15 protein-coding genes are annotated in these 19,932 nt (G+C 38.8%); 7 read left to right on the forward strand and 8 right to left on the reverse strand.

The annotated features are described in order from the left end of the window. Window positions 1–10: 10 nt before the first annotated feature. On the forward strand, window positions 11–1,483 hold the full coding sequence (locus Q1K78_RS08075; RefSeq protein WP_300176566.1) for a peptide MFS transporter: 1,473 nt from the start codon (window positions 11–13) through the stop codon (window positions 1,481–1,483). 51 nt (window positions 1,484–1,534) lie between these two features. Here Q1K78_RS08075 and Q1K78_RS08080 read toward each other — a convergent pair whose 3' ends face one another. Together Q1K78_RS08080 and Q1K78_RS08085 are read right to left on the reverse strand one after the other, a co-directional pair. Beyond that, window positions 1,535–3,283: an ATP-binding protein gene (locus Q1K78_RS08080; RefSeq protein WP_300176569.1), complete on the reverse strand. Its 1,749-nt coding sequence runs from the start codon at window positions 3,281–3,283 to the stop codon at window positions 1,535–1,537. Window positions 3,284–3,299: 16 nt separating this feature from the next. Then, window positions 3,300–3,833 carry a heme NO-binding domain-containing protein gene (locus Q1K78_RS08085; RefSeq protein WP_300176573.1) on the reverse strand — a complete coding sequence of 178 codons (534 nt, stop codon included), beginning with the start codon at window positions 3,831–3,833 and terminating at the stop codon, window positions 3,300–3,302. 340 nt (window positions 3,834–4,173) lie between these two features. Here Q1K78_RS08085 and Q1K78_RS08090 point away from each other — a divergent pair, with 340 nt between their 5' ends. The 5 genes from Q1K78_RS08090 to Q1K78_RS08110 all read left to right on the forward strand — a co-directional run bounded on the left by Q1K78_RS08090 (window position 4,174) and on the right by Q1K78_RS08110 (window position 10,508). Continuing rightward, on the forward strand, window positions 4,174–4,356 hold the full coding sequence (locus Q1K78_RS08090; protein ID WP_300176576.1) for a hypothetical protein: 183 nt from the start codon (window positions 4,174–4,176) through the stop codon (window positions 4,354–4,356). 9 nt (window positions 4,357–4,365) lie between these two features. Next, on the forward strand, window positions 4,366–5,574 hold the full coding sequence (locus Q1K78_RS08095; RefSeq protein ID WP_300176579.1) for an MFS transporter: 1,209 nt from the start codon (window positions 4,366–4,368) through the stop codon (window positions 5,572–5,574). Between the two features lie 186 nt (window positions 5,575–5,760). Then, complete coding sequence (locus tag Q1K78_RS08100; protein WP_300176582.1) at window positions 5,761–7,944, forward strand: TonB-dependent receptor plug domain-containing protein; 2,184 nt, start codon at window positions 5,761–5,763, stop codon at window positions 7,942–7,944. Window positions 7,945–7,947: 3 nt separating this feature from the next. Beyond that, the gene (locus Q1K78_RS08105) at window positions 7,948–8,538 is read left to right on the forward strand and encodes a YfiR family protein (RefSeq protein WP_300176585.1); all 591 of its coding nucleotides are present in this window, start codon (window positions 7,948–7,950) and stop codon (window positions 8,536–8,538) included. Then, window positions 8,535–10,508 (forward strand): diguanylate cyclase, encoded by a 1,974-nt coding sequence (locus Q1K78_RS08110; RefSeq protein WP_300176588.1) that lies wholly within the window; start codon window positions 8,535–8,537, stop codon window positions 10,506–10,508. The genes Q1K78_RS08105 and Q1K78_RS08110 overlap by 4 nt, the downstream gene beginning before the upstream one ends. Window positions 10,509–10,536: 28 nt before the next feature. On the opposite strand, the gene Q1K78_RS08115 is transcribed toward Q1K78_RS08110, so the two are convergent. Further along, the gene (locus Q1K78_RS08115; protein WP_300176591.1) at window positions 10,537–11,772 is read right to left on the reverse strand and encodes a diguanylate cyclase; all 1,236 of its coding nucleotides are present in this window, start codon (window positions 11,770–11,772) and stop codon (window positions 10,537–10,539) included. A 183-nt stretch (window positions 11,773–11,955) separates the two neighbouring features. Next, window positions 11,956–12,849, reverse strand: a complete 894-nt coding sequence (locus Q1K78_RS08120; RefSeq protein ID WP_300176594.1) for a LysR family transcriptional regulator — start codon at window positions 12,847–12,849, stop codon at window positions 11,956–11,958. Between the two features lie 163 nt (window positions 12,850–13,012). Between Q1K78_RS08120 and Q1K78_RS08125 the strand changes: the two genes are divergently transcribed. Beyond that, window positions 13,013–13,732 (forward strand): SDR family oxidoreductase, encoded by a 720-nt coding sequence (locus tag Q1K78_RS08125; RefSeq protein ID WP_300176598.1) that lies wholly within the window; start codon window positions 13,013–13,015, stop codon window positions 13,730–13,732. Window positions 13,733–13,890: 158 nt separating this feature from the next. On the opposite strand, the gene Q1K78_RS08130 is transcribed toward Q1K78_RS08125, so the two are convergent. The 4 genes from Q1K78_RS08130 to Q1K78_RS08145 form a co-directional block, all read right to left on the reverse strand. Beyond that, a complete protein-coding gene (locus tag Q1K78_RS08130) occupies window positions 13,891–14,304 on the reverse strand; it encodes a VF530 family DNA-binding protein (protein ID WP_300176601.1) in 414 nt (137 codons plus the stop codon). Window positions 14,305–14,513: 209 nt separating this feature from the next. Then, window positions 14,514–17,576, reverse strand: coding sequence for an efflux RND transporter permease subunit (locus Q1K78_RS08135; RefSeq protein WP_300176604.1), 3,063 nt, complete (start codon window positions 17,574–17,576; stop codon window positions 14,514–14,516). After that, window positions 17,576–18,637: an efflux RND transporter periplasmic adaptor subunit gene (locus Q1K78_RS08140; RefSeq protein ID WP_300176607.1), complete on the reverse strand. Its 1,062-nt coding sequence runs from the start codon at window positions 18,635–18,637 to the stop codon at window positions 17,576–17,578. The genes Q1K78_RS08135 and Q1K78_RS08140 overlap by 1 nt, the downstream gene beginning before the upstream one ends. Continuing rightward, window positions 18,637–19,710, reverse strand: a complete 1,074-nt coding sequence (locus tag Q1K78_RS08145; protein ID WP_300176610.1) for an efflux RND transporter periplasmic adaptor subunit — start codon at window positions 19,708–19,710, stop codon at window positions 18,637–18,639. Before Q1K78_RS08145 ends, Q1K78_RS08140 begins: the two co-directional genes overlap by 1 nt. Between the last annotated feature and the right edge of the window lie 222 nt (window positions 19,711–19,932).

A 19,932-nucleotide genomic window follows, 5' to 3' on the forward strand; every position in this document is an offset into this window, starting at 1 on the left:
GAGAACCCTTATGTGGAACAAACTAAATAAGTCCATGATGTTTTGCCAAATGATGTTTGGCTTATCATTCTATGGCGTAATGGTCATTTTAACGCGCTTTTTCCTTGAAGAATTAAACTATAGCGAAGCTGACACCATGATGGTTGTCGGTGCTTTCTCATCAATTGGTCCTCTATTTGCTATTGCTGGTGGTTTTATTGCTGATAAATTTCTTGGCGCTTACCGTTCATTAACCATCAGTTATCTTGGTTTTTCTATGGGTTATGTTTTACTTGTCCTTGGTTCTTACACTGCTAATGTTCCAATGGCATTATGTGGTATTGCCCTAGCAAGTTATGGCCGTGGGCTTATGTCTCCTTCTTATCCTAGTCTTTATAAGCGCACCTTTGATACTCAAGAGCACTTCGAAAACTGCTACCCAGTAAACTACTCAGTGAATAATGTTGGAGCACTACTAGGTCAGTATTTATTCCCAATGTTCGTTCTTGTGTTAGGCTTCCACGGAAGCTTCATGTTATCTGCAATTCTTGCCTTTTTTGCTTTAGCAACCTTAGTTATCTTCCGCAAATCTCTATTAACAGTCGGTGCCGATATTGATAAGCAACCAGTGAGTACAAAAAATTGGGTTGCGTTTATCATTACTTCTGCAGCTATGATTGCACTGGTATTCTTTATGTTCTCAAACATGGATATAGGTCAAAACATCGTTTATGCGATTGGTCTTACTGCAATTGGTTACTTCATTTTTTTAATGTTGAAATCAGAAAAATCAGACGCATTAAAAATGGGCACGATTCTAATCGTAACCGCATTAACTACCGCTTTCTTTGTCTATTACGGTCAAATGATGACATCAATGACGATGGTAACCATAAATACCATGCGTGGTGATCTGTTTGACCTTATCCCGATAGCTCCAGAGGCCTCAATGGCGATGAATCCACTCTGGTGTATCATTGCTGGTCCTGTGATTGCGATGACATTCTCAGCCCTTGAGAAGCGCGGAATTCACTTTTCAACAGCAACAAAGATTGGTTTTGCTTTCATCTTAACGGCTATTGCATTTGGTATTTTAACCATGGCGGTAATGGGCGTAGGTGAAGATGCAATTATTCGACCTGAAGTTTTCCTACTTATCCATTTCTTCCAAGCGTTTGCTGAAGTTATTGTTGGTAGCTTAGTAGTTGCATTTATTTTATCTGTTGCACCAAAACACATTGAAGGTTTCTCGGTAAGCCTTTTCTCTGTGGCGATGGCATTAAGTGGGATTATTGGTGCGGTATTCTCAACCTCTATCGCTCAAGAAAAAGGCCAAGTGATCACTCAAGAGTTTGTTCAGACTGTATATGGCGATTATTTCCAGCTACTCACTATTCTTGCCGTCGTCATGGTTGGTGTTGCTTTTGTTGCTTCATTTATCATTCGTAAAATGCTTGAAAGCAGTAAACAAGCTGAAATTGCTTTATCTGAATCAAATGCATAACGTTTAATCTAAAAGATAAAGCCCAACGCTCGTAATGAGGGTTGGGCTTTTTTATGTCTTATTGTTACCAGAAAAAGAAGAACAACTCCATTTCTTCAACATGCTTTCTAATTCTTTTGCTTTATAGGGTTTATGTAAAATATCATCCATTCCTACATTTATGCAGCTTTCTATCTCGGTCGATGTGGTTCCAGCAGTAAGAGCAACAATAGGTTTAGTGTACCCTTGTTCTCGCAATCGTTTTGTCGCTTCAAATCCATCCATTATCGGCATCCGACAATCCATCAAAATAACATCCACACTTTCTTTTGCCAAAAACGTTAACGCTTCTTGACCATCATTTGCAAAACTTGGCTGTATATCTAGCTTCGCAAGCATCATGCTCAGGATAACTTGGTTCATTTTGATATCTTCTACCGCCAAAACGACAAGCCCTTTAATCGAATGCTGACAATTTAGACACTCTTTCGGCTGCATTTTCTTTTCAGCTTCGACCATTAAAGGGATGACAACACTAAATACGGTACCTTTATTTAATTCACTTTCTAGCGTAAGTTCCCCTTCCATTTTTTCAACAAGTGACTTACAAATAGAAAGACCTAAGCCAGTACCTTCAAACTGCCTTTGGCTTGAATTATCAACTTGTGTGAATGGGTCGAACAACGTCGCTTGCTTTTCGATAGGAATACCGCAACCACTGTCTGATATAGAAAAACAAAACGCATTATCTTTCCAAAAAATAGTAAATCGGATCTCTCCTTCTTTGGTAAATTTAATTGCGTTACCAATCAAATTAACCAACATTTGCTGAATACGGTCAATATCTCCTAATAACTTATCAGGTAACGTGCCTTGAACCTCAACAGTAAACATCAGCCGCTTCTCTTCTATCTGATGAGCAAACATCTGCTTAATTGTTTGAATTAACATCATGGGCTCAAATTGAGTAATCGTTAATTGAAACATCCCGGCATTCATTTTACTGAAATCAAGCAGATCATTAATTATCACCCGTAACATTTCACCGGATTGATGAATAGTGGTTAATAATGTTTGTTGATAACAGGTAATCTCACTGTCTTCCATTAACTCAGCAGATCCTAACAATCCATTAAGTGGCGTTCGTAACTCATGGTTTATCATAGCAACAAAATCACGGGTCGATTGCTCTGAGCTCTCTGCTCTTTGTTTTTCTTTTATCGTTTTTTCAAGTAAGTGTTGGCGAACAAATGCAGCGCCTAACATCTCAGAAAATAAACAAAATTGCTTTTCAATGGTTTGATGCCATGTAGGACTAGGCGCGGCATTAAAAACAAAATGTAAAGCGCCACACCGCTCATCATTTTGATGTAGGTACACAATGATACGAGATTTATCTTCACTCCAATTAAACTCAGTATTCGAATGAAAAAACTCATCACAATCACAATATTGACCTGCCGTTAAGATCGACTGGATATGACCATTTAATGTCGGAGACACCGTTAAGCGTAACGCCGAAATAACGTCAATACTGGCTAAATCATCCAGTAAACGTTGCAGTAACACATTTGAAGGCGCTTCTTGCAAAAAAGCCTGATTGTAATCTAATAGAATCGCGTCCAAATAACTTTTAAATTGAAGTAAAACAACGTCTTTTTCAGCTTGTTCTTGAACAACGAATAACGTCTCTTCAACCAATTGTTTGGCCATGTAAAGTTCATGGCTTTTTTGTTCAAGTAAAGACTCAGCCGCTTTACGAGCTAATTTTTCTCGTTGGATTTTCCGATTTAATAGCTCAATCATTTTTTCGCTATCCATAACTATCTCTTAAACATCACTGTTTTTTTAAGGTAAAACGAACTTGAGAACCATCATCTTGAATAGGTACCATTTGAATCTCTATGTTCTCATTGAAGAATTCAGCACAGCCTTGAATTAAACCAAAACAGACATGAGAAAAGCATCGTGCTGAAAAATAATCCATCACCATCTCAGACTCAGTACTTGAAATAAACGTAAATTGGGGAGGGTTAGCGTCTGCATATAGCTTTTTCACTTCAATATGAATGTAATCTTCCACTTGTCTAATAAAGTCAAACGTCGAGGAGGATTTGCCTTTCAAACCAGGCATGCTATCAAACAAAGTTAAAAAGACTGATTTACCATACACTTCTTGTAGCTCTTCAATACTAATGCCAGTCAGCTTGCTTAATGAAATAATCAGCTTAACTAAATCTTTATGATCGTAAGTGCCAACTGAAGTATAAGCGCCTTCATCATTATTCTGATCGAGCATTTCTTGGCATACTTCCAAACCAAATGTGTCTTCAACTAGCTCTAAAAACTCTGAAAAAATAATCCCTTTCATATTACGCCCTTTTATCATTTAGCTCTTTTTATCCCTTTAGCTAATAGCTTAGGCAAAAATAGCGAGAGAAGGTAATCTATAAGTTCATATTTACTCTATTTTTATCATTTACTAGACATGATACCTGTTATTTATAACGGAAAATAAACCCTATGGCATTTTTAAACCGTAAAGTTGAACATATTTTTATTGGTGAAATTATTGACTAATAAAAAACCTCACTTTTCCTATATAGAGATCTATGCATAATAATCATAGACCTCGTGATAAATTATCATTTGATTCATACTCTTCCTTTCTCTAGTATCCGCGATCTTAATTTTAACCCTAAGAGCGCTGCATGTTTTCACAATCCATTTTCGCTCAATTGGTCAGAATGAGTGTGTTATTAGTTTTATCCTTAGTTGCGGTGCATAACTCGCCAGCATTGTTGAATTTATTAGCTCAACAAGCGGTTAATAGCGGTTGTCACCAACAAACAGGTCAAGACGATAGTAACCACCATTCTCATCATCATCACTAAGAGCACATTATGAGTATTTTTCGTTTTCCACCACTAGTATGGTTTGGGATCGGGATTTTAATTATCAGTCTAGGGATCAGACAATCATTCGGCATTTTTATGATGCCAATTTCAGAACACTTTCAAACGGGGCGTGAATTTTTCAGCTTTGCCATTGCACTACAAAACCTTTTATTTGGGATTTTTCAACCTTTTGTGGGCATGGCATCAGACAAATGGGGATCTAAACGCATTATCATGTTGGGTGCTATCGCTTATGCATTGGGACTTGTTCTCACATCAATAGCAACAGAATCAAGCATGTTGTATTTATCTCTTGGTGCCTTAGTTGGCTTTGGTTTAAGTGCCACAAGCTATGTGATCATTTTGGGTGCAGTAGCCAAAGTTGTCCCTGCTGAGCACGCTGCTAAAGCCTTTGGTTTAACAACGGCTGCCGGCTCTTTTGGTATGTTTGCTGTCATTCCAGGCGCTCAAGCCTTAATGCATAACTTTAATTGGCAATTCGCACTGCAAATCTTTGCAATGCTATGCTCACTTATTATCACCTTTGCCCTTTTCATGAAAACAGCGAAACAGTCTTCTCTGCAATCAGTTGCAGAAGAGAATCAAACACTAAGCGAAGCATTAAAAGAAGCCTTCTCAAATAAAAGTTATTGGTTAATCCATGCAGGATTCTTTGTGTGTGGCTTCCATGTTATGTTTATTGCAACTCATTTACCAAGTTATCTAGCAGATAAAGACCTTCCCGCGTCAAGTGCAGCAATGGCTCTGGCTTATGTGGGTGTTTTTAATATCTTTGGTTCCTATTTCTGGGGTGTAATGGGGGATAAATACAGCAAGCGACACGTAATGTCTGCTTTGTATTTTGTTCGTACGATCGTAATTGGTGCGTTCGTAACCTTGCCTGTAACAGAGCATACTGCGGCTATCTTTGGTGGTGCGATTGGTTTTTGCTGGCTGGGTACTGTGCCACTAACTTCTGGTTTAGTTCGCCAAATCTTCGGGGCTCGTTACTTATCAACCCTGTATGGCTTAGTGTTCTTTACTCACCAAGTGGGCAGCTTTTTAGGAGCTTGGGTTGGCGGCCGTATTTATGATTATTATGGCTCATACGAACCAATTTGGTGGTCTACCGTGGTTCTGGCTTTCTGTGCCGCATTAATTCACTTACCAATTAACGATAAGCCTATTGAGAGAGTCGCATTACAGGCCGTATAAACAGTAAAAGGCTCATCTTGTTATGAGCCTTTTTTTTTCAAAAGAAAATCTAAAAATAGTGAAGCGACTCGCAATTTACCCCTTAAGGGTTATCTTAAATTTAAGAACCAGAACAAAATAGATTGAATTTCTATTTACTTAATTGTTTTTAATGAATTTATTTTCATTTAATGCTGGTTATATTTCATGTCGATAATTACCCGTTTTTCATTTTTACATGCCTTATGTCTCTTGATATCTTTTCCTGTTATCGCAAATGTAGATAATCAATTCAACGAACTTGATGCTCTATTAAATATGTCACTGGATTCATTAGCAGAAACTAAAGTTGTTACGGCAACTAAAACATCCCTTAGCTTATCTGATGTTCCCGCAGCTGTTCACGTAATCACGTCTAGAGAAATTGAACGCTCTAGTGCCCGATCTATTGCAGATGTTTTGATTCTTGCTCCTGGCCTTCATGTTACAAAATATTCAGATTACGACTGGACTGTCTCTGCTCGCAGTAAAAACCAAGGGGAAAATAATACACTGCTAGTGATCATTGATGGACGAAGTGCCGTTAATCCCATGTACTCAGGTGTGAACTGGGATACCTTGCCTGTAAGCTTAGATAATATTGACCGTATCGAAGTTGTTCTTGGTCCTGTTGGCACAATATGGGGAGGCAACGCTGTCAATGGTGTAATAAATATTATAACTAAAGATGCAGAAAGTGCACCTAAAGCTCAAGTTAGTGCCACCGCGGGTAATTACAACTATAAAGAATTTAAAGCTCATCATAGTGGTCAATTCAATGAATATACCCATTTGTCTGGCTATATTGAATCACTACAACATTCTCCATTTTCCGATGAAGATCCTCATTTTGATGAGCTTCGCCATTTAAAAGTATTAACCGAACGCTTTGGCATGCGTGCTGATTATCAAAATCAACAAAATACAGTCTCGGTACAGTTTGGTGGCATCCGCTCTCGTGAAGACTACCAATGGTTAGAATACACTCCTGCTTTTTTAAATCCAACATCACATCAAGATGATTATGATGCGTTTTTCACAGAAATGAACTCAAAAGAGCTGTTCGCTGGCGTTCAATATTTACATGACAAACCTAACGGTGACCAATGGGAAAACCAAGCGTGGATCACCCATAGTGAATCAGACAGTACCAATGAACCTGCAAGTTTTACACGATTTGATCTCGATAGCCGCTACACGTTTAACACTCAATATTGGGGGATTTTAACGGTAGGGCTTAATGCTCGTGTTATCGATGAAGAATACGCAACTTTTACAGAAGAAGAACAGTATTTATCTCCTTATGTACGCACGATTGATGATCATAAATTCTTAAATCAAAGTTATGGTGTCTATACAAACTGGAGTATTGATATTACTGACTCAACAGAAATCACTCTGGGTAATCGGATCCAATACGCAAATATTACTGAAGAGTGGTACTCTCAGCCGCAAGTCAGAGCATTACAAAAATTATCCGATAATCAACGTTTGTGGATGGGTTGGGGTCGAGCAGTAATCACTCCTTCTCGTTTAGAGTTAGATACACAATTTCAAGAGAATAGTTATTGTAGCAGTTGTGCTTATACCGTTAATCCAGACGGTAGCTTAAATTACTATGACTATATGATGTCTTACCATTACTTAGGAAGCCGAGATCTAAAAATGGAATCGATTGATACCTATGAAATTGGCTACCGTTATTGGCAACACAATCAATTCCAACTTAGCGTGAGCCTGTTCTATAGCCAGCACGACAATGTAAGGGCTTACAAAGGCCTGAATGGGTACAGATACTTCACACCTGATGGCTCAGAAGGCTCTAACGGCACCATCATTGATGACATGTATACCCAACTCATCGACCCTCTTTCTCAAGAAACGATGGGAGGAGAGATCAGCGTCCAATGGCAACCAATCAACGTACTGCAAATCAATGCTAACTACAGCTACAAAACCATTAAAGGCGATTGTTCTGGCTCTATTTGTAGCTCTAATGAACTGCCAGTATTAGATCTTGAGAACACACCAAATCACTATGCAACATTGCACATGATGTGGGATATTCATCCGACGGTTTGGGTTTCATCGGTCGTTAATTATGTATCAAAATCAGAACCTGATGAAGCTCTAGTTGCGGCTTACAGTGCTTATGGTAATGACCATCTTGTATGGCCTGAAGTGATCACCTTAGATATGTCAATTCATTGGCAACATAAACCAACCTGGCCAAGCATCAAACTCAGCGCTGAAAATCTAGGTAATAACCAAGTGAAAGAATATTCGGAGCAACATCGTCCATTTGCTAATGGCACTCAATATTATGCTGAACTCAGCTGGAACTTTATATAGCTTATGCTTGAGACTCATATCGTCCCCTCTGCGAAATCAACACTGTCAGTTTATGGTTTATACCGTAAGCTGATTTCGTACTTATTATTCTTGATTCTCATGCTTTGTATCAGCCGACCTCTGAATGCCAATAATATTCAAGATCATAACTTAAAAGCCGTTTATCTTTTTCGTTTTACACTCTTAACCAATTGGGGTGAATTTAAACCTCAAGATAATCAATATGTTTTCTGCTCCCAAGCGCCTTCAGAGATCACTGATACGCTACGCACGCTTATCAAAAAACAACCAAACTACGGCACTGTGGTTTCTTTTCGCTCAATAAAAAAACTAACGTCACCCTCGTGCCATCTTATTTATACCACCACTCAACAGCCAAAATTACTCGCTCAGCTTAAAGCACGATATCCACATGCACTACTAATTGGTGAAGGCGCTGCATTTATTCATGCAGGTGGAAGCATTGCATTTATTAAAGAGAATAATCGAATTAAACCTCTCATCAGTTTGAACAATTTAGCACCAACGGGACTTTCTCTTCGTTCGCAGCTACTTTCCGTTTCAGACCTTGCTGATAATAAAGAGGTCTCATGATTGCTCACTGGTTTAATGCATTGCCATTACGTAAAAAAGTGATCTACCCTATTTGGGCACTAATGACACTCTGCACCATTATTTTAGGTGCTAGTGCTGCTCATTTTGTTGGGATCACTCACAGCGCTAACTTATACACACGTACTTCTATTTTAGCTCAGGGTATTGCGAGTAATTTATCAGGCGCTCTTATCTTTAATGACAAGATGACAGGTCTAGATCAAATGAATGCACTCTCTTTTGACTCAGAAGTAATTGCCGCTTATGTTGAAAACATTAATAATGAGCTGTTTGCAAAGCTTGATAACTTACCCGATAACTGTCAGTGGGTTGAGCTATCAATTAACTGTCAAGATTCCATCTTTTTTACTATTACGCACCCAGTCATGCTGGACAGCGAAGTATTAGGAAACTTAACGGTATGGACATCAAAAGATAATATATTCAAACAACGTGACCAGATCATTATTATTTTCTTAATGACGACTGTCGTGCTATCAATCTTAGCACTCTTTTTTGCCCATCGCTTGCATCTACTTATTGCCACACCTTTGCTGTCTATTTTCAATTCGATGCAAAGCGTAATCAAAAAAGGGGTCACTAACCAACGCTTAGCAGTAATCCATCCTGATGAATTAGGTATGGTGACGCGTTGCTTTAATGAAATGTTAGATAATTTAAGCCATCGAGATAGCCTATTAACTCAGGCATTTCAGAATTTAGAAGATAAAAACCACTACATAAACCAAGTTCTTGATTCTCTTGAGCAAGGGTTATTAGTTGTCTCTCAGAATAAAGAAATCACCTATTACAACCCGGCAGCTAAGCAACTATTACCGAAGTTAAATACTGCTAAATATGATATGGACTTAGGTATAAAGGCGCAAATTATCCATGAAATATTGGACGGGTTTGAGCAAAATAGTCGAATTATGGCATTACAAAACCATATAGAACAGTGCCAACGATTAGAGCCAATGGTGTTTCGTCATCAAGCCACAGGACAGCTGTATCAAATATCAACCTATCCTATTGCGGGAGATAAAAACTCACTAATCCACATTGAAGACATCAGTAAACGGTACCTTGCCGAGCAACGTCAACGCATGGCGGAAATGATTTTTGACCAAAATACAAGCTCTGTGATCGTATTAAGCAGAGCGCTAACTATCGAAACCAAAAATAATGCATTCATTCGTACTTTTGGTGATATAGACGTGATAACACAGCTGTATTTACGTCAACCAATCAACTTCACATTCGCAGTATTTAAACAATTATTAACCCATGGATTTCTTAAAATTGAAAGTGAGATATCCAGCACTTTAACATCCCAAACACCGAACGAGAACTCTTCTTGGCTACCTTGCTTGATAACCATAAAAATGATTAAAAACAGTGACAATAAAGTTGACTCTTTTATCGTATCTATTAGCGATCAAACACAATCTATTGAATTAAAAAGACTAAACTTTGAAACTAACCATGATGCATTAACCGGATTAGCTAATAGACAAAATGCGCACCAGACCTTGAGCAACGCTCATGCACAAAAAGAATCTATTCATGTTCTTTTTCTCGATCTCGATGGATTTAAAGCAGTGAATGACACCTATGGGCATCAATGTGGAGATGAGCTTCTTAAAGTTATCGCGCAGAGGCTATCTAATTGCGTATATCAACATGATCTCGTTGCACGCCTATCTGGAGATGAGTTCTTATTAGGGATATCTCTATCTAAAAAAGAGCCCACCCAATCCAGTCATATTCATGAAGTGTTGCAGCGTATTTTAGCGGCAATAAATCAACCTATCGTAATTAATGGACACACTCCAAGCGTCTCTGCCAGTATTGGTGTTTATTATTGGGAACAAGGAAGTGATATAACATTAGAAAGCGCGCTACAACAAGCAGATACAGCCATGTACCGCGCTAAAGTTTCAGGTAAGAATCAATATTATTTGATATAAGAACAACAGTGATTAGCTCATAGCTGAGCTAATCACTGTCTCTTTTAAGCATTGACACATCAAACTCACAGCTACTATTACCTTGCTCTTTTTTGGCTTCATACATGGCAATATCTGCAAATTTGATTAACTCTTCTCCTCTCACACTATCATCAGGATAAATAGAAACACCAATAGAAGGAGAAATGACCATAGATTGATTATTAATCATAACAGGGAACTTAAATTGCTCTAATAGCTTAGACGTCAGTTTTTTTACGCCTGAATATTGTAAAATATCTTGTCCTATAACTAAGAATTCATCGCCACCCAATCGAAATACGTTATCTTTAGAGCGAATGGTTTCGGCTAAAAGTTGTGCTGTTTTAATTAACACTTGATCGCCTATATCATGACCTAACGAATCATTTATCTCTTTAAATTTATTCAAATCTAAGAAATATACCGCGACTTTTGTGTTTGTTTTCTCTGCATGATGAAGTGCGCACTGCAATTCAGTATTCACCATGCTGCGGTTTTGTAATCCTGTCAATTCGTCATGATGGGCTTTATAGGCTAACACTTCCGTTTTCTCATGCACCACTTCATTCATCTTATAAAATGCAGAAAGTAGATCCCCCATCTCGTTTTTTTCAACGACATCAGTAATATCTAATTTCTCACCTTGTTGCATTTTTTTAGTGCTTGCAAGTAAAAGATTTAGTGGGTCAAACAAGTTACGCTTCATAAAAAAGATGGTCGCAATTGCTAAAAAAACCAAAACAACAATCTGCATTTTAATCAGAGTGACCAATTGGCTTCGGTTTTCTTTGAAATCACCTTTTCGTTTTTCTAATAATAGAAGCTCAATATTAATGAACTCATTAAGATCGGCTCTTAAACCATCCATATACGTTTTACCGCGATCTTCTTTTACTACTTTAAGCGCTTGAGATAAATTATCATATTCAACAAGTTCAACGGTTAGCGCTAACTCATCAAACTTTAACTTCATTGCTTCAGCAATATTCTCTAAAGCAGCTTGCTGATCTCCATTATCTTTAGTTAACGATCTTAACTTTTGAAAAATCTGCTGTGCATTCGACATACCCGTATAGTAAGGATCTAAATAAGTAACCTCTTGAGTTAATAAGTAGCCTCGCTGACCAGTTTCTGCATCTTTCATACTACTAAGTAATCGTTCGGAATTAGTGATCACATCATGAGTGTGAATTACCCACGCTAATTTTTTATCCCCATAGGATTCTAATTTAAATGTTAACACTGAGCTCAAAATTGAAATTGAAAACAACACTAATAAAAATAAAACCAATTTAACCCTAACACCCATACTACACCGCTACATCCAATTAACGAAAATACATAACATCCTTTTTTTATGTTAGCTTTTATTCACTTAACTACCACTTTTTATTCCAATTCAGGGCTCTACATCAAAATTTTTCGGTTATATTTCTCTACAAGCTTGATTTATAAACTCAATAAAGGTTTTCAATCTTTTTGGTTGATAACGGTCTCTATGATAAAGCGCTGAGAAATCAACACTAGGAATAGTCCATTTCTCAAACACTGGTTCTAATTGCTTAGCCATCATTTCTTGTTCACAGTAAATCTGTGGCACTCGAATAATACCATTACCTGCGATAGCGCCTGCAACTAATACTCGCCCATTTTTACACTGTAAATTTCCTTTTACCGTAATATCAACCTGCTCATTATCTGCAATTGACTGAAAATGCCATTTTCTCACTGAACCAGTAAGACAATGATGCTGATGCAGCTCTTTTGGGTGCAGCGGCCTTCCATACTTAGTTAAGTAAGCAGGGCTTGCTAATGTTTCCATTTTAATATCAAGCAACTTCTTTGCGACAAACCCTGAATCTTCCAGTGCGCCCATTCGAAATGCAATATCAAACTCTTCTTCAATTAAATCGACACGGTTACTGCTAAAATCCAAACTAATAGAAACATCGGGATACTGCTGCATGAAATCATTAACAATATCAGCAAGGAATACTTCCCCTAAATAGCCACCAACACAGTTAACTTTTATTTCCCCTTGTACTTTTTCTACATAATCAACAGCAGATAATAACGCTTGGTCTATCGTATTAAGTGCTTGCTCACACTGGTAATAGAAATGCTTCCCAGCCTCTGTTAAGCGCAGAGTGCGTGTTGTGCGTATCAGTAACGTCACGCCCATCTGTTTTTCTAAACTGCTAATTTGACGCGATACGTGGGAACGAGAAACATCAAGGGTTTCCGCCGCTTTGGTGAAGTTACCTAAGCGAGCAATAAGTACAAAAGAGCGGATATCGGTAAGATTGATTTGGTTGATCATAAAAACACCACAGTAAATAAACGCCTTTATTGTTGCAGTATAGCAACAGAGTTTCAAGTAAATGACTATATATCAACAATACAAGTGACAGTAATATACCTCCATCGCAACGAAGCAGGGTTCTGAGTTCGCTTGCTTATTGAATTTATTGAGGAAATAGAAAATGAAAAAATTAGTTGTTATTACAGGTGCAAGTTCTGGTATTGGTGAAGCAATCGCACGTCGTTTAAGCGATGAAGGTCATCCCCTGCTTCTTCTTGCTCGTCGTATTGAGCGTTTAGAAGCACTTAATCTACCAAATTCACTTTCTGTAAAAGTGGACGTAACAGACAAAGCTTCTTTTGATGCTGCAATTGCTCAAGGTGAAGCGAAATTTGGTCCTGTTGATGCGCTAATAAACAATGCCGGTGCGATGCTTCTTGGTCAAATCGACACGCAAGACGCACAAGAGTGGAAGACAATGTTTGATGTAAACGTTATTGGTCTTCTAAATGGCATGCAAGCTGTTCTAGCACCAATGATGAAACGCAATACAGGCACTATCATTAATATCAGCTCTATTGCAGGTAAGAAGACGTTCCCAAACCATGCCGCTTACTGTGGTACTAAGTTTGCGGTTCACGCTATCTCTGAAAACGTTCGTGAAGAAGTGGCATTATCAAACGTTCGTGTAACTACGATTGCACCAGGAGCTGTTGAGACTGAGCTTCTGTCTCATACAACATCTCAAGACATTAAAGACGGCTACGGTGAGTGGAAAGAAAGCATGGGCGGCGTACTAGCTGCTGATGATATTGCTCGTGCGGTATCTTTTGCTTACCAACAACCTCAAAACGTTTGTATCCGTGAGATTGCTTTGGCTCCAACTAAGCAGCAGCCATAGTAAGTACCAACTTACTTGATGCAATAATCATTAAATGATAAGCACAAAAAAGCCAAACTTGGATTACCCAGTTTGGCTTTTTTATTTTATATCTAACTAAAAATCATCTTCAATTAATGACCGTTCACTTAGCTATGATTTTCTTAGCGGCGATTATCTTAACGACGATAGTTTCCACCACGGTTTTGAGAACGCGCTTGGTGAGCTGACGCTGATTTCGCTTGAGAAAGCAAAATTGATTCAATCGTCAATTCCATTGGTTCACGAGGTTCAAGACCATGAGCAAACGTACGTGAACGAGGAGGCATTTCATATTCAAGATCAGACGCTTTAGGCATACGTTTGAAACGGTATAAATAGAAGTTTTCCACCTTCTCTTTTGCCCATTGTGTTTTCTTTAAATATTTAACACTGCTCGTCATTGACGGGTTAGTGTTAAAACAGTTTAGACGCATTGCAGTATCTAAAATTTCCCATCCGTAATGATCAACCAACTCTTGCAGTAAGATTTCTAACTTAAGACCGTGTAATGGGTTGTTCTGTTGCAGCTCAATTCTTTCTTCTTCAGTCATAACGAATTCCTAAGTTTAACTAACGCGTGAATGATTGTCTTAAAGACAATGATATTACCAGTAAATAGGCGGCGGATTATACAGGGTTATTACCTAAAATATAGCATTTACCGCAAATTTAAAAAGAGATAAAAACAAACAAAAAAACCAATCACTGCAAATAAAACGAGGCAGTGATTGGTCAGATAGGTTATCTGAAATAGCAGAGATTAAATCGTTAGTTCTGCAGGCTTAATTTTAAATAAAATTGCGTACATTACTGGCACTACAATCAACGTCAGAATGGTAGCAAAACCAAGACCTGCCATAATGGTAATTGCCATTGAACTAAAGAAAGCATCAAACAATAATGGAATAAGTCCTAATATTGTGGTCAACGCCGCCATACTCACTGGACGCACACGACTGATCGCACTGTCCACTATCGCTATGTATGGATCTTTACCTGATGCTAACTCAATGTTGATTTGATCAAGCAAGACAATCCCATTTTTCAGAATCATGCCACTTAAACTCAGTAATCCCAAGAACGCGGTAAAGCTAAACGGCATGTTAGTACTCAATAAACCAAACGAGACACCAATGATGGATAGCGGAACCGTAAACCAAATCACTAGCGGCTTTTTAAAGGAATTAAACAGCAACATTGTGATGATAAACATGAACAAGTAACCCATTGGCAATGAACCAAATAGAGACTCTTGTGCATCTTTCGATGATTCATATTCACCACCCCACGTAATTTCATACCCTTCAGGTAACGGCATTTTCAACACTTGTGGTTGAACACGCGCTAACAAAATTGCGGGTGTATCGTTACTCAATAAATCATGATCCGCCATTACGGTAATCGTTCGTTTTCTGTCTCTGCGCTGAATTAACGGCTCACTCCAATCTAGCTTCACACCATCAATCACTTGATCTACTGGAATGTAACTTTGTAGTGACGGACTCCAGATTTTTACGTTTTGCAGAGATTCAAAATCCACACGTTCTACTTCTGGCAAACGCGCCACAATTGGTAAAGTATGCGTACCATCGCGCAACATACCTAATGTATTACCACCAAATGCCATTTGTAGCGTATTTGATAAGTCTTCTTTTGAGATCCCTAAACGACGCGCTTTAGATTCATTAAACTCGGGCGTTAACTCTTTCGTGCGTTCGCGCCAGTCATGTCGAATGTTTCTTGCACCCGGATCAGTCGCTAGAATGTCTTCAACATCGGTCGCTAAATCACGCAAGATTTGAGGATCTGACCCTGAAATACGCACCTCAATTTTAGATGCTGGAGAAGGACCAAATTCCATCATTTTGAACTGAAATGTCGGCTTATCAAAGCGTTTATCTAATGAGTTAGTTAGGATCTCTAATAAGTTAAACATGGCTTCACGATCGGTCGTTCTTATCTGAAATTGTGCATACGCTTCATAGCTTTTTTCTGGTTGATACGTCAGAGCAAAACGCTGCATACCTTGACCAATAGACACCGACACAAACTCAATATTATCTTGCTTATTAATGTAGCTCTCAACCGCTTCTGACTGCTTAATCGTTTCTCTAATATCCGTGCCTTCTGGCATCCACATATCCACATAGAACATTGGTGTGTTTGATGAAGGGAAGAATTGCTGCTTCACATTACCAAACGAGATCACCGCCACCACAAGTAAACCAACCAGTGATGCTACCGTTAACCAACGAAAACGTAAGGCGAATTTAAGTGATGAGCCAAACGCAACAAATAAGAATCCTTTATATGCGTCCTCTTCTTCACCTGTATTTTTATCTTCTTCTTTCAGTAATAAATTAGCTAAGAATGGCGTGATCGTAATTGCCGTTACCCAACTTAAAAATAATGAATAACACAGCACCCAATACAAGTCGCCCATGAATTCACCAGTGGCGTCTTCAGATAGACCAATCGGAGCAAATGCGGCAATCGCAATCACTGTTGCGCCCAACAAAGGCCATTGTGTTTGTTTTACAATATCGGCTGCTGCTTGAACTTTAGTTCGCCCTTTTTTCAGACCAACTAAAATCCCTTCAACCACGACAATGGCATTATCTACCAACATACCTAGCGCAATAATTAATGCACCCAATGAAATACGATGAAGGTCAATGTTGTTGTAACTCATTAAAATAAAGGTACCAAACACGGTTAGCAATAGCACCACACCAATAATGAGGCCGCTTCGCACTCCCATCGCAAACAGTAGAACCAAAATAACAATCGCTACTGCTTCAGCCAAACTGATAATAAAATCATGAACCGAAGTATCGACTTCTTGTGCTTGATTATAAAAATAACTTAACTCAAGACCTGCTGGTTTTATTGACTCTAGATATTCTAATTTAGCATCAACACGTTGGCCGACTTCTACCACGTTCACCCCAGATGCGAACGAAAGCCCCAGATTTAAGGCATTTTTACCGTTAAATCGAATGATATTACTTGGCTTTTCTTGAAGTCCACGAGTGATTGTTGCTACGTCTTTTAGACGAATAAGATTACCGGTATCACGACCATGAATAATCAAATCACCTAGCGATTCAACGGTAGTTAACGTACCACTTGGTCGAATGGTTAAGCTCTCGCCATTGACCAATACTTCGCCGGCTTGTACTACATTATTTTGTTGGTTTAATAGGCCAGCCACGCTGTTCATGTCTAGATTCAGTGCGGCTAAGCGATCGAGTGATATTTCAACAAACAGCATTTCTTGTTGATCACCCGCGATAGAGATTTTACCGACCCCATCAATCAGCTCTAATTCGCGCGTTAATGTGTCGGCATAACGTTTTAACTCTACATAGTTATAATCGTCACCCGTCAACATCATCATTACGCCAAACACGTCACCAAAATCATCAATGATCTGTAAAGATTGAACCCCTTGAGGCAACGTTGGTTTCAAATCATTAATTTTACGACGCATTTCATCCCAGATCTGTGGCAACTCATCTGGACCGTAATCCATCTTCATACTCACCATGATCTGCGACATCCCATTAGAAGAGGTTGACGTAATTTTATCGATATAAGGTAACTTACGGATCGCCTTCTCTAATGGATACGTTAGCTCTTCTTCTACTTCTTTTGAGGTTGCTCCCGGATAAGTAGAAATGACCATCGCATCTTTAATCGTAAAGGCAGGATCTTCTAAGCGGCCTAAATCTAAAAATGAGGTGATACCACCAACGGTTAAAATAACAATGAATAGCCAGCTAATGACCTTGTTTTTTATTGAATATTCAGCAATGTTCATTATTGTTGATTCTCCACTAACGTTACTTTTTTATTTTCACGTAATTTTCGTAAGCTTGAATTGGCAAGAACATCACCTTGAATAACACCAGAAGCCACAATAGCCCCTTCTCCATCAATCTTTCGGATAGTCACTGGGACTTTAGTTGCTTGCCCATCTCGAATGATCCACACATAAAACAGGCCTGCTTTTTGACCTGCTTGCAATACGCTCACTGGCACATGGTAACCATCAATTGAAGCGATCCCTGCCTCGACCATATCCACATTCACCGTGGCACTAGTACCGGGTAAAATATCAGTACTCGGTTGAGGCATAGTTAAGTACATTTCATAGGTTTGAGTCTGAGCATTTGGCTCGCTGGTGTGCTCTAAGTACTCCATAGAATAAGAGCCAGATAAACCTACAAATGTGGTTACAGGATGGTAAGAATCTCGATTTATTTCAGGATTTATCATCGCTAACACGTTATCTGAAAGATCAATACGCACGTACACTTTATCGTTTTGATACAGACTTAGAATAGGCTCACCTGCCGCTGCTCGTTCAAACTGCTCTTTATATACATCAAGTACTTTGCCGTTAAATGGCGCAACAAGATGGGTATACGTTAATTGATTTTTTGCTGAACGATACGTTGCTTTTGCCAGCTCTTTATTCGCAAATAACTCATCAAGCTCAGATATTGAGATCATAGCTCGACGGTTCAATTCTTTGCCACGTTGGTACTGTTTTGACGCCAACGTATACTGTGCCTTAGCATCATTAACGGCTTGCTTTACCTTACTGTCTTCTAGTTTTGCAATGACTTGGCCCTGTTTAACCACATCTCCTGCTTTCACTAGCACATCTTGGATCTCACCGGTTACTCGAAACGCAATAGGGGTTTGCTCAGCAGGAACCACTTGGCCTTTAAAAGATCGAAATTGTTGAGTCACAGGAGCATCAACCGTAAAGCCAGAGATATAAAGTGGCTCACTGGTTTCTGTTACCGCTTCTTCTTGGCAGCCCGTGAGCATAAAGAGTATCAGAACCAATAATGAATATAATGAACGGTCCATTAAATACCTTCCTCACGTTGCCATGCTTTTACTGTTTGACCTTCAACAAGGCTATCAACGCCGGCAATCACAACATAGTCGTTCGCATTTAAGCCTGATATCACCAACCCTTGCTCGTTTAACGGTAACGTTGCTTTAGAAACGATATTTGTTTCATTATTCATTAACCACACTTGCCCTTCATTGCTGTTTTTATTTACCCATGCACTTTGGGGAAGTTGCAAATAATCAGATCTTTTCTGTTTGGGGATATGAACTTGTCCCGTCATGCCCGTTAATAAATTGCGTCCTTCTGGCAAAGCCATCGTTACAATCGCTTCATAACTGTTCGTGTCTAAATTAGGCTGCGTTGAGATCTCTTTAAATCTACCTTGAATTTGATTGTTAGGCTCATTATCCATGATTACCCACATATCACTGCTGATTAATGCCGGAATAGAAACTGAATCTACATAGCTAATAGGTAAGGTTACCGACACATCCAATGTTGAGTTATCAATCAGATTTAAAATCTCTTGTTTCTCACCCACAATTTGATGTGGTTTTACGTAGGTATACGAAATAATGCCAGAGAACGGCGCATGAATTTCGGTATAACTTAAATCCGTTTTTGCTTGCTCGTAATTTGCCAATGCCGTTTGATATTGTGTCTCACGCTGATCGTAATCATTGGTACTAATGAGCTTCTTACTGTACAAACTTTTCGCGCGACTCCATTGTGTCTTCGCTAATAAAAACTGTGCTTTCGCTGCATCCAATGCCAGTTGTAAATCATTTGGATCTAGTGATGCCAATAACTCACCTTTAGTTACGGCTTGTCCCATTTTCACTTTGATATCAGAGACTGCACCACCTACTTGGAATGACAATTGTGCTCGATACGTAGCATCAATACGCGCAAGAAACGCATCAGAATCAGCAACTGCGAGATCTTTTACCGATAATAGTTTTACAGGCTTAACTGTCATATCTGTGGTTTCAGATATCGCTTTATTGCATCCCGTCAACATACCCGACAAGCTTAATACAACAACAGCTCCTAGGAATGTGCGCTTTATATTTAGTTTTCGCACAAGTATCTCCACTCATTTTATTTACTACACAGTTGTGCAGTATAGTTTTAATTTGAAGTAGATCAATATATTTTACACTTGTGCAGTAAAGTATTTGAAAAGTGTATTTTTAAGTACGCGTTAGGCACTGAACTTGGTATGCTTAGGCCATCAATACGCATTCGGCTGTTCAGAAATCAAAGCGATTAGCAACACTTAATACGTATATATTGGTAATTAAGA

The sequence above is a fragment of the uncultured Aliivibrio sp. genome (assembly GCF_946479765.1).
Classification (GTDB): Bacteria; Pseudomonadota; Gammaproteobacteria; order Enterobacterales; family Vibrionaceae; genus Aliivibrio.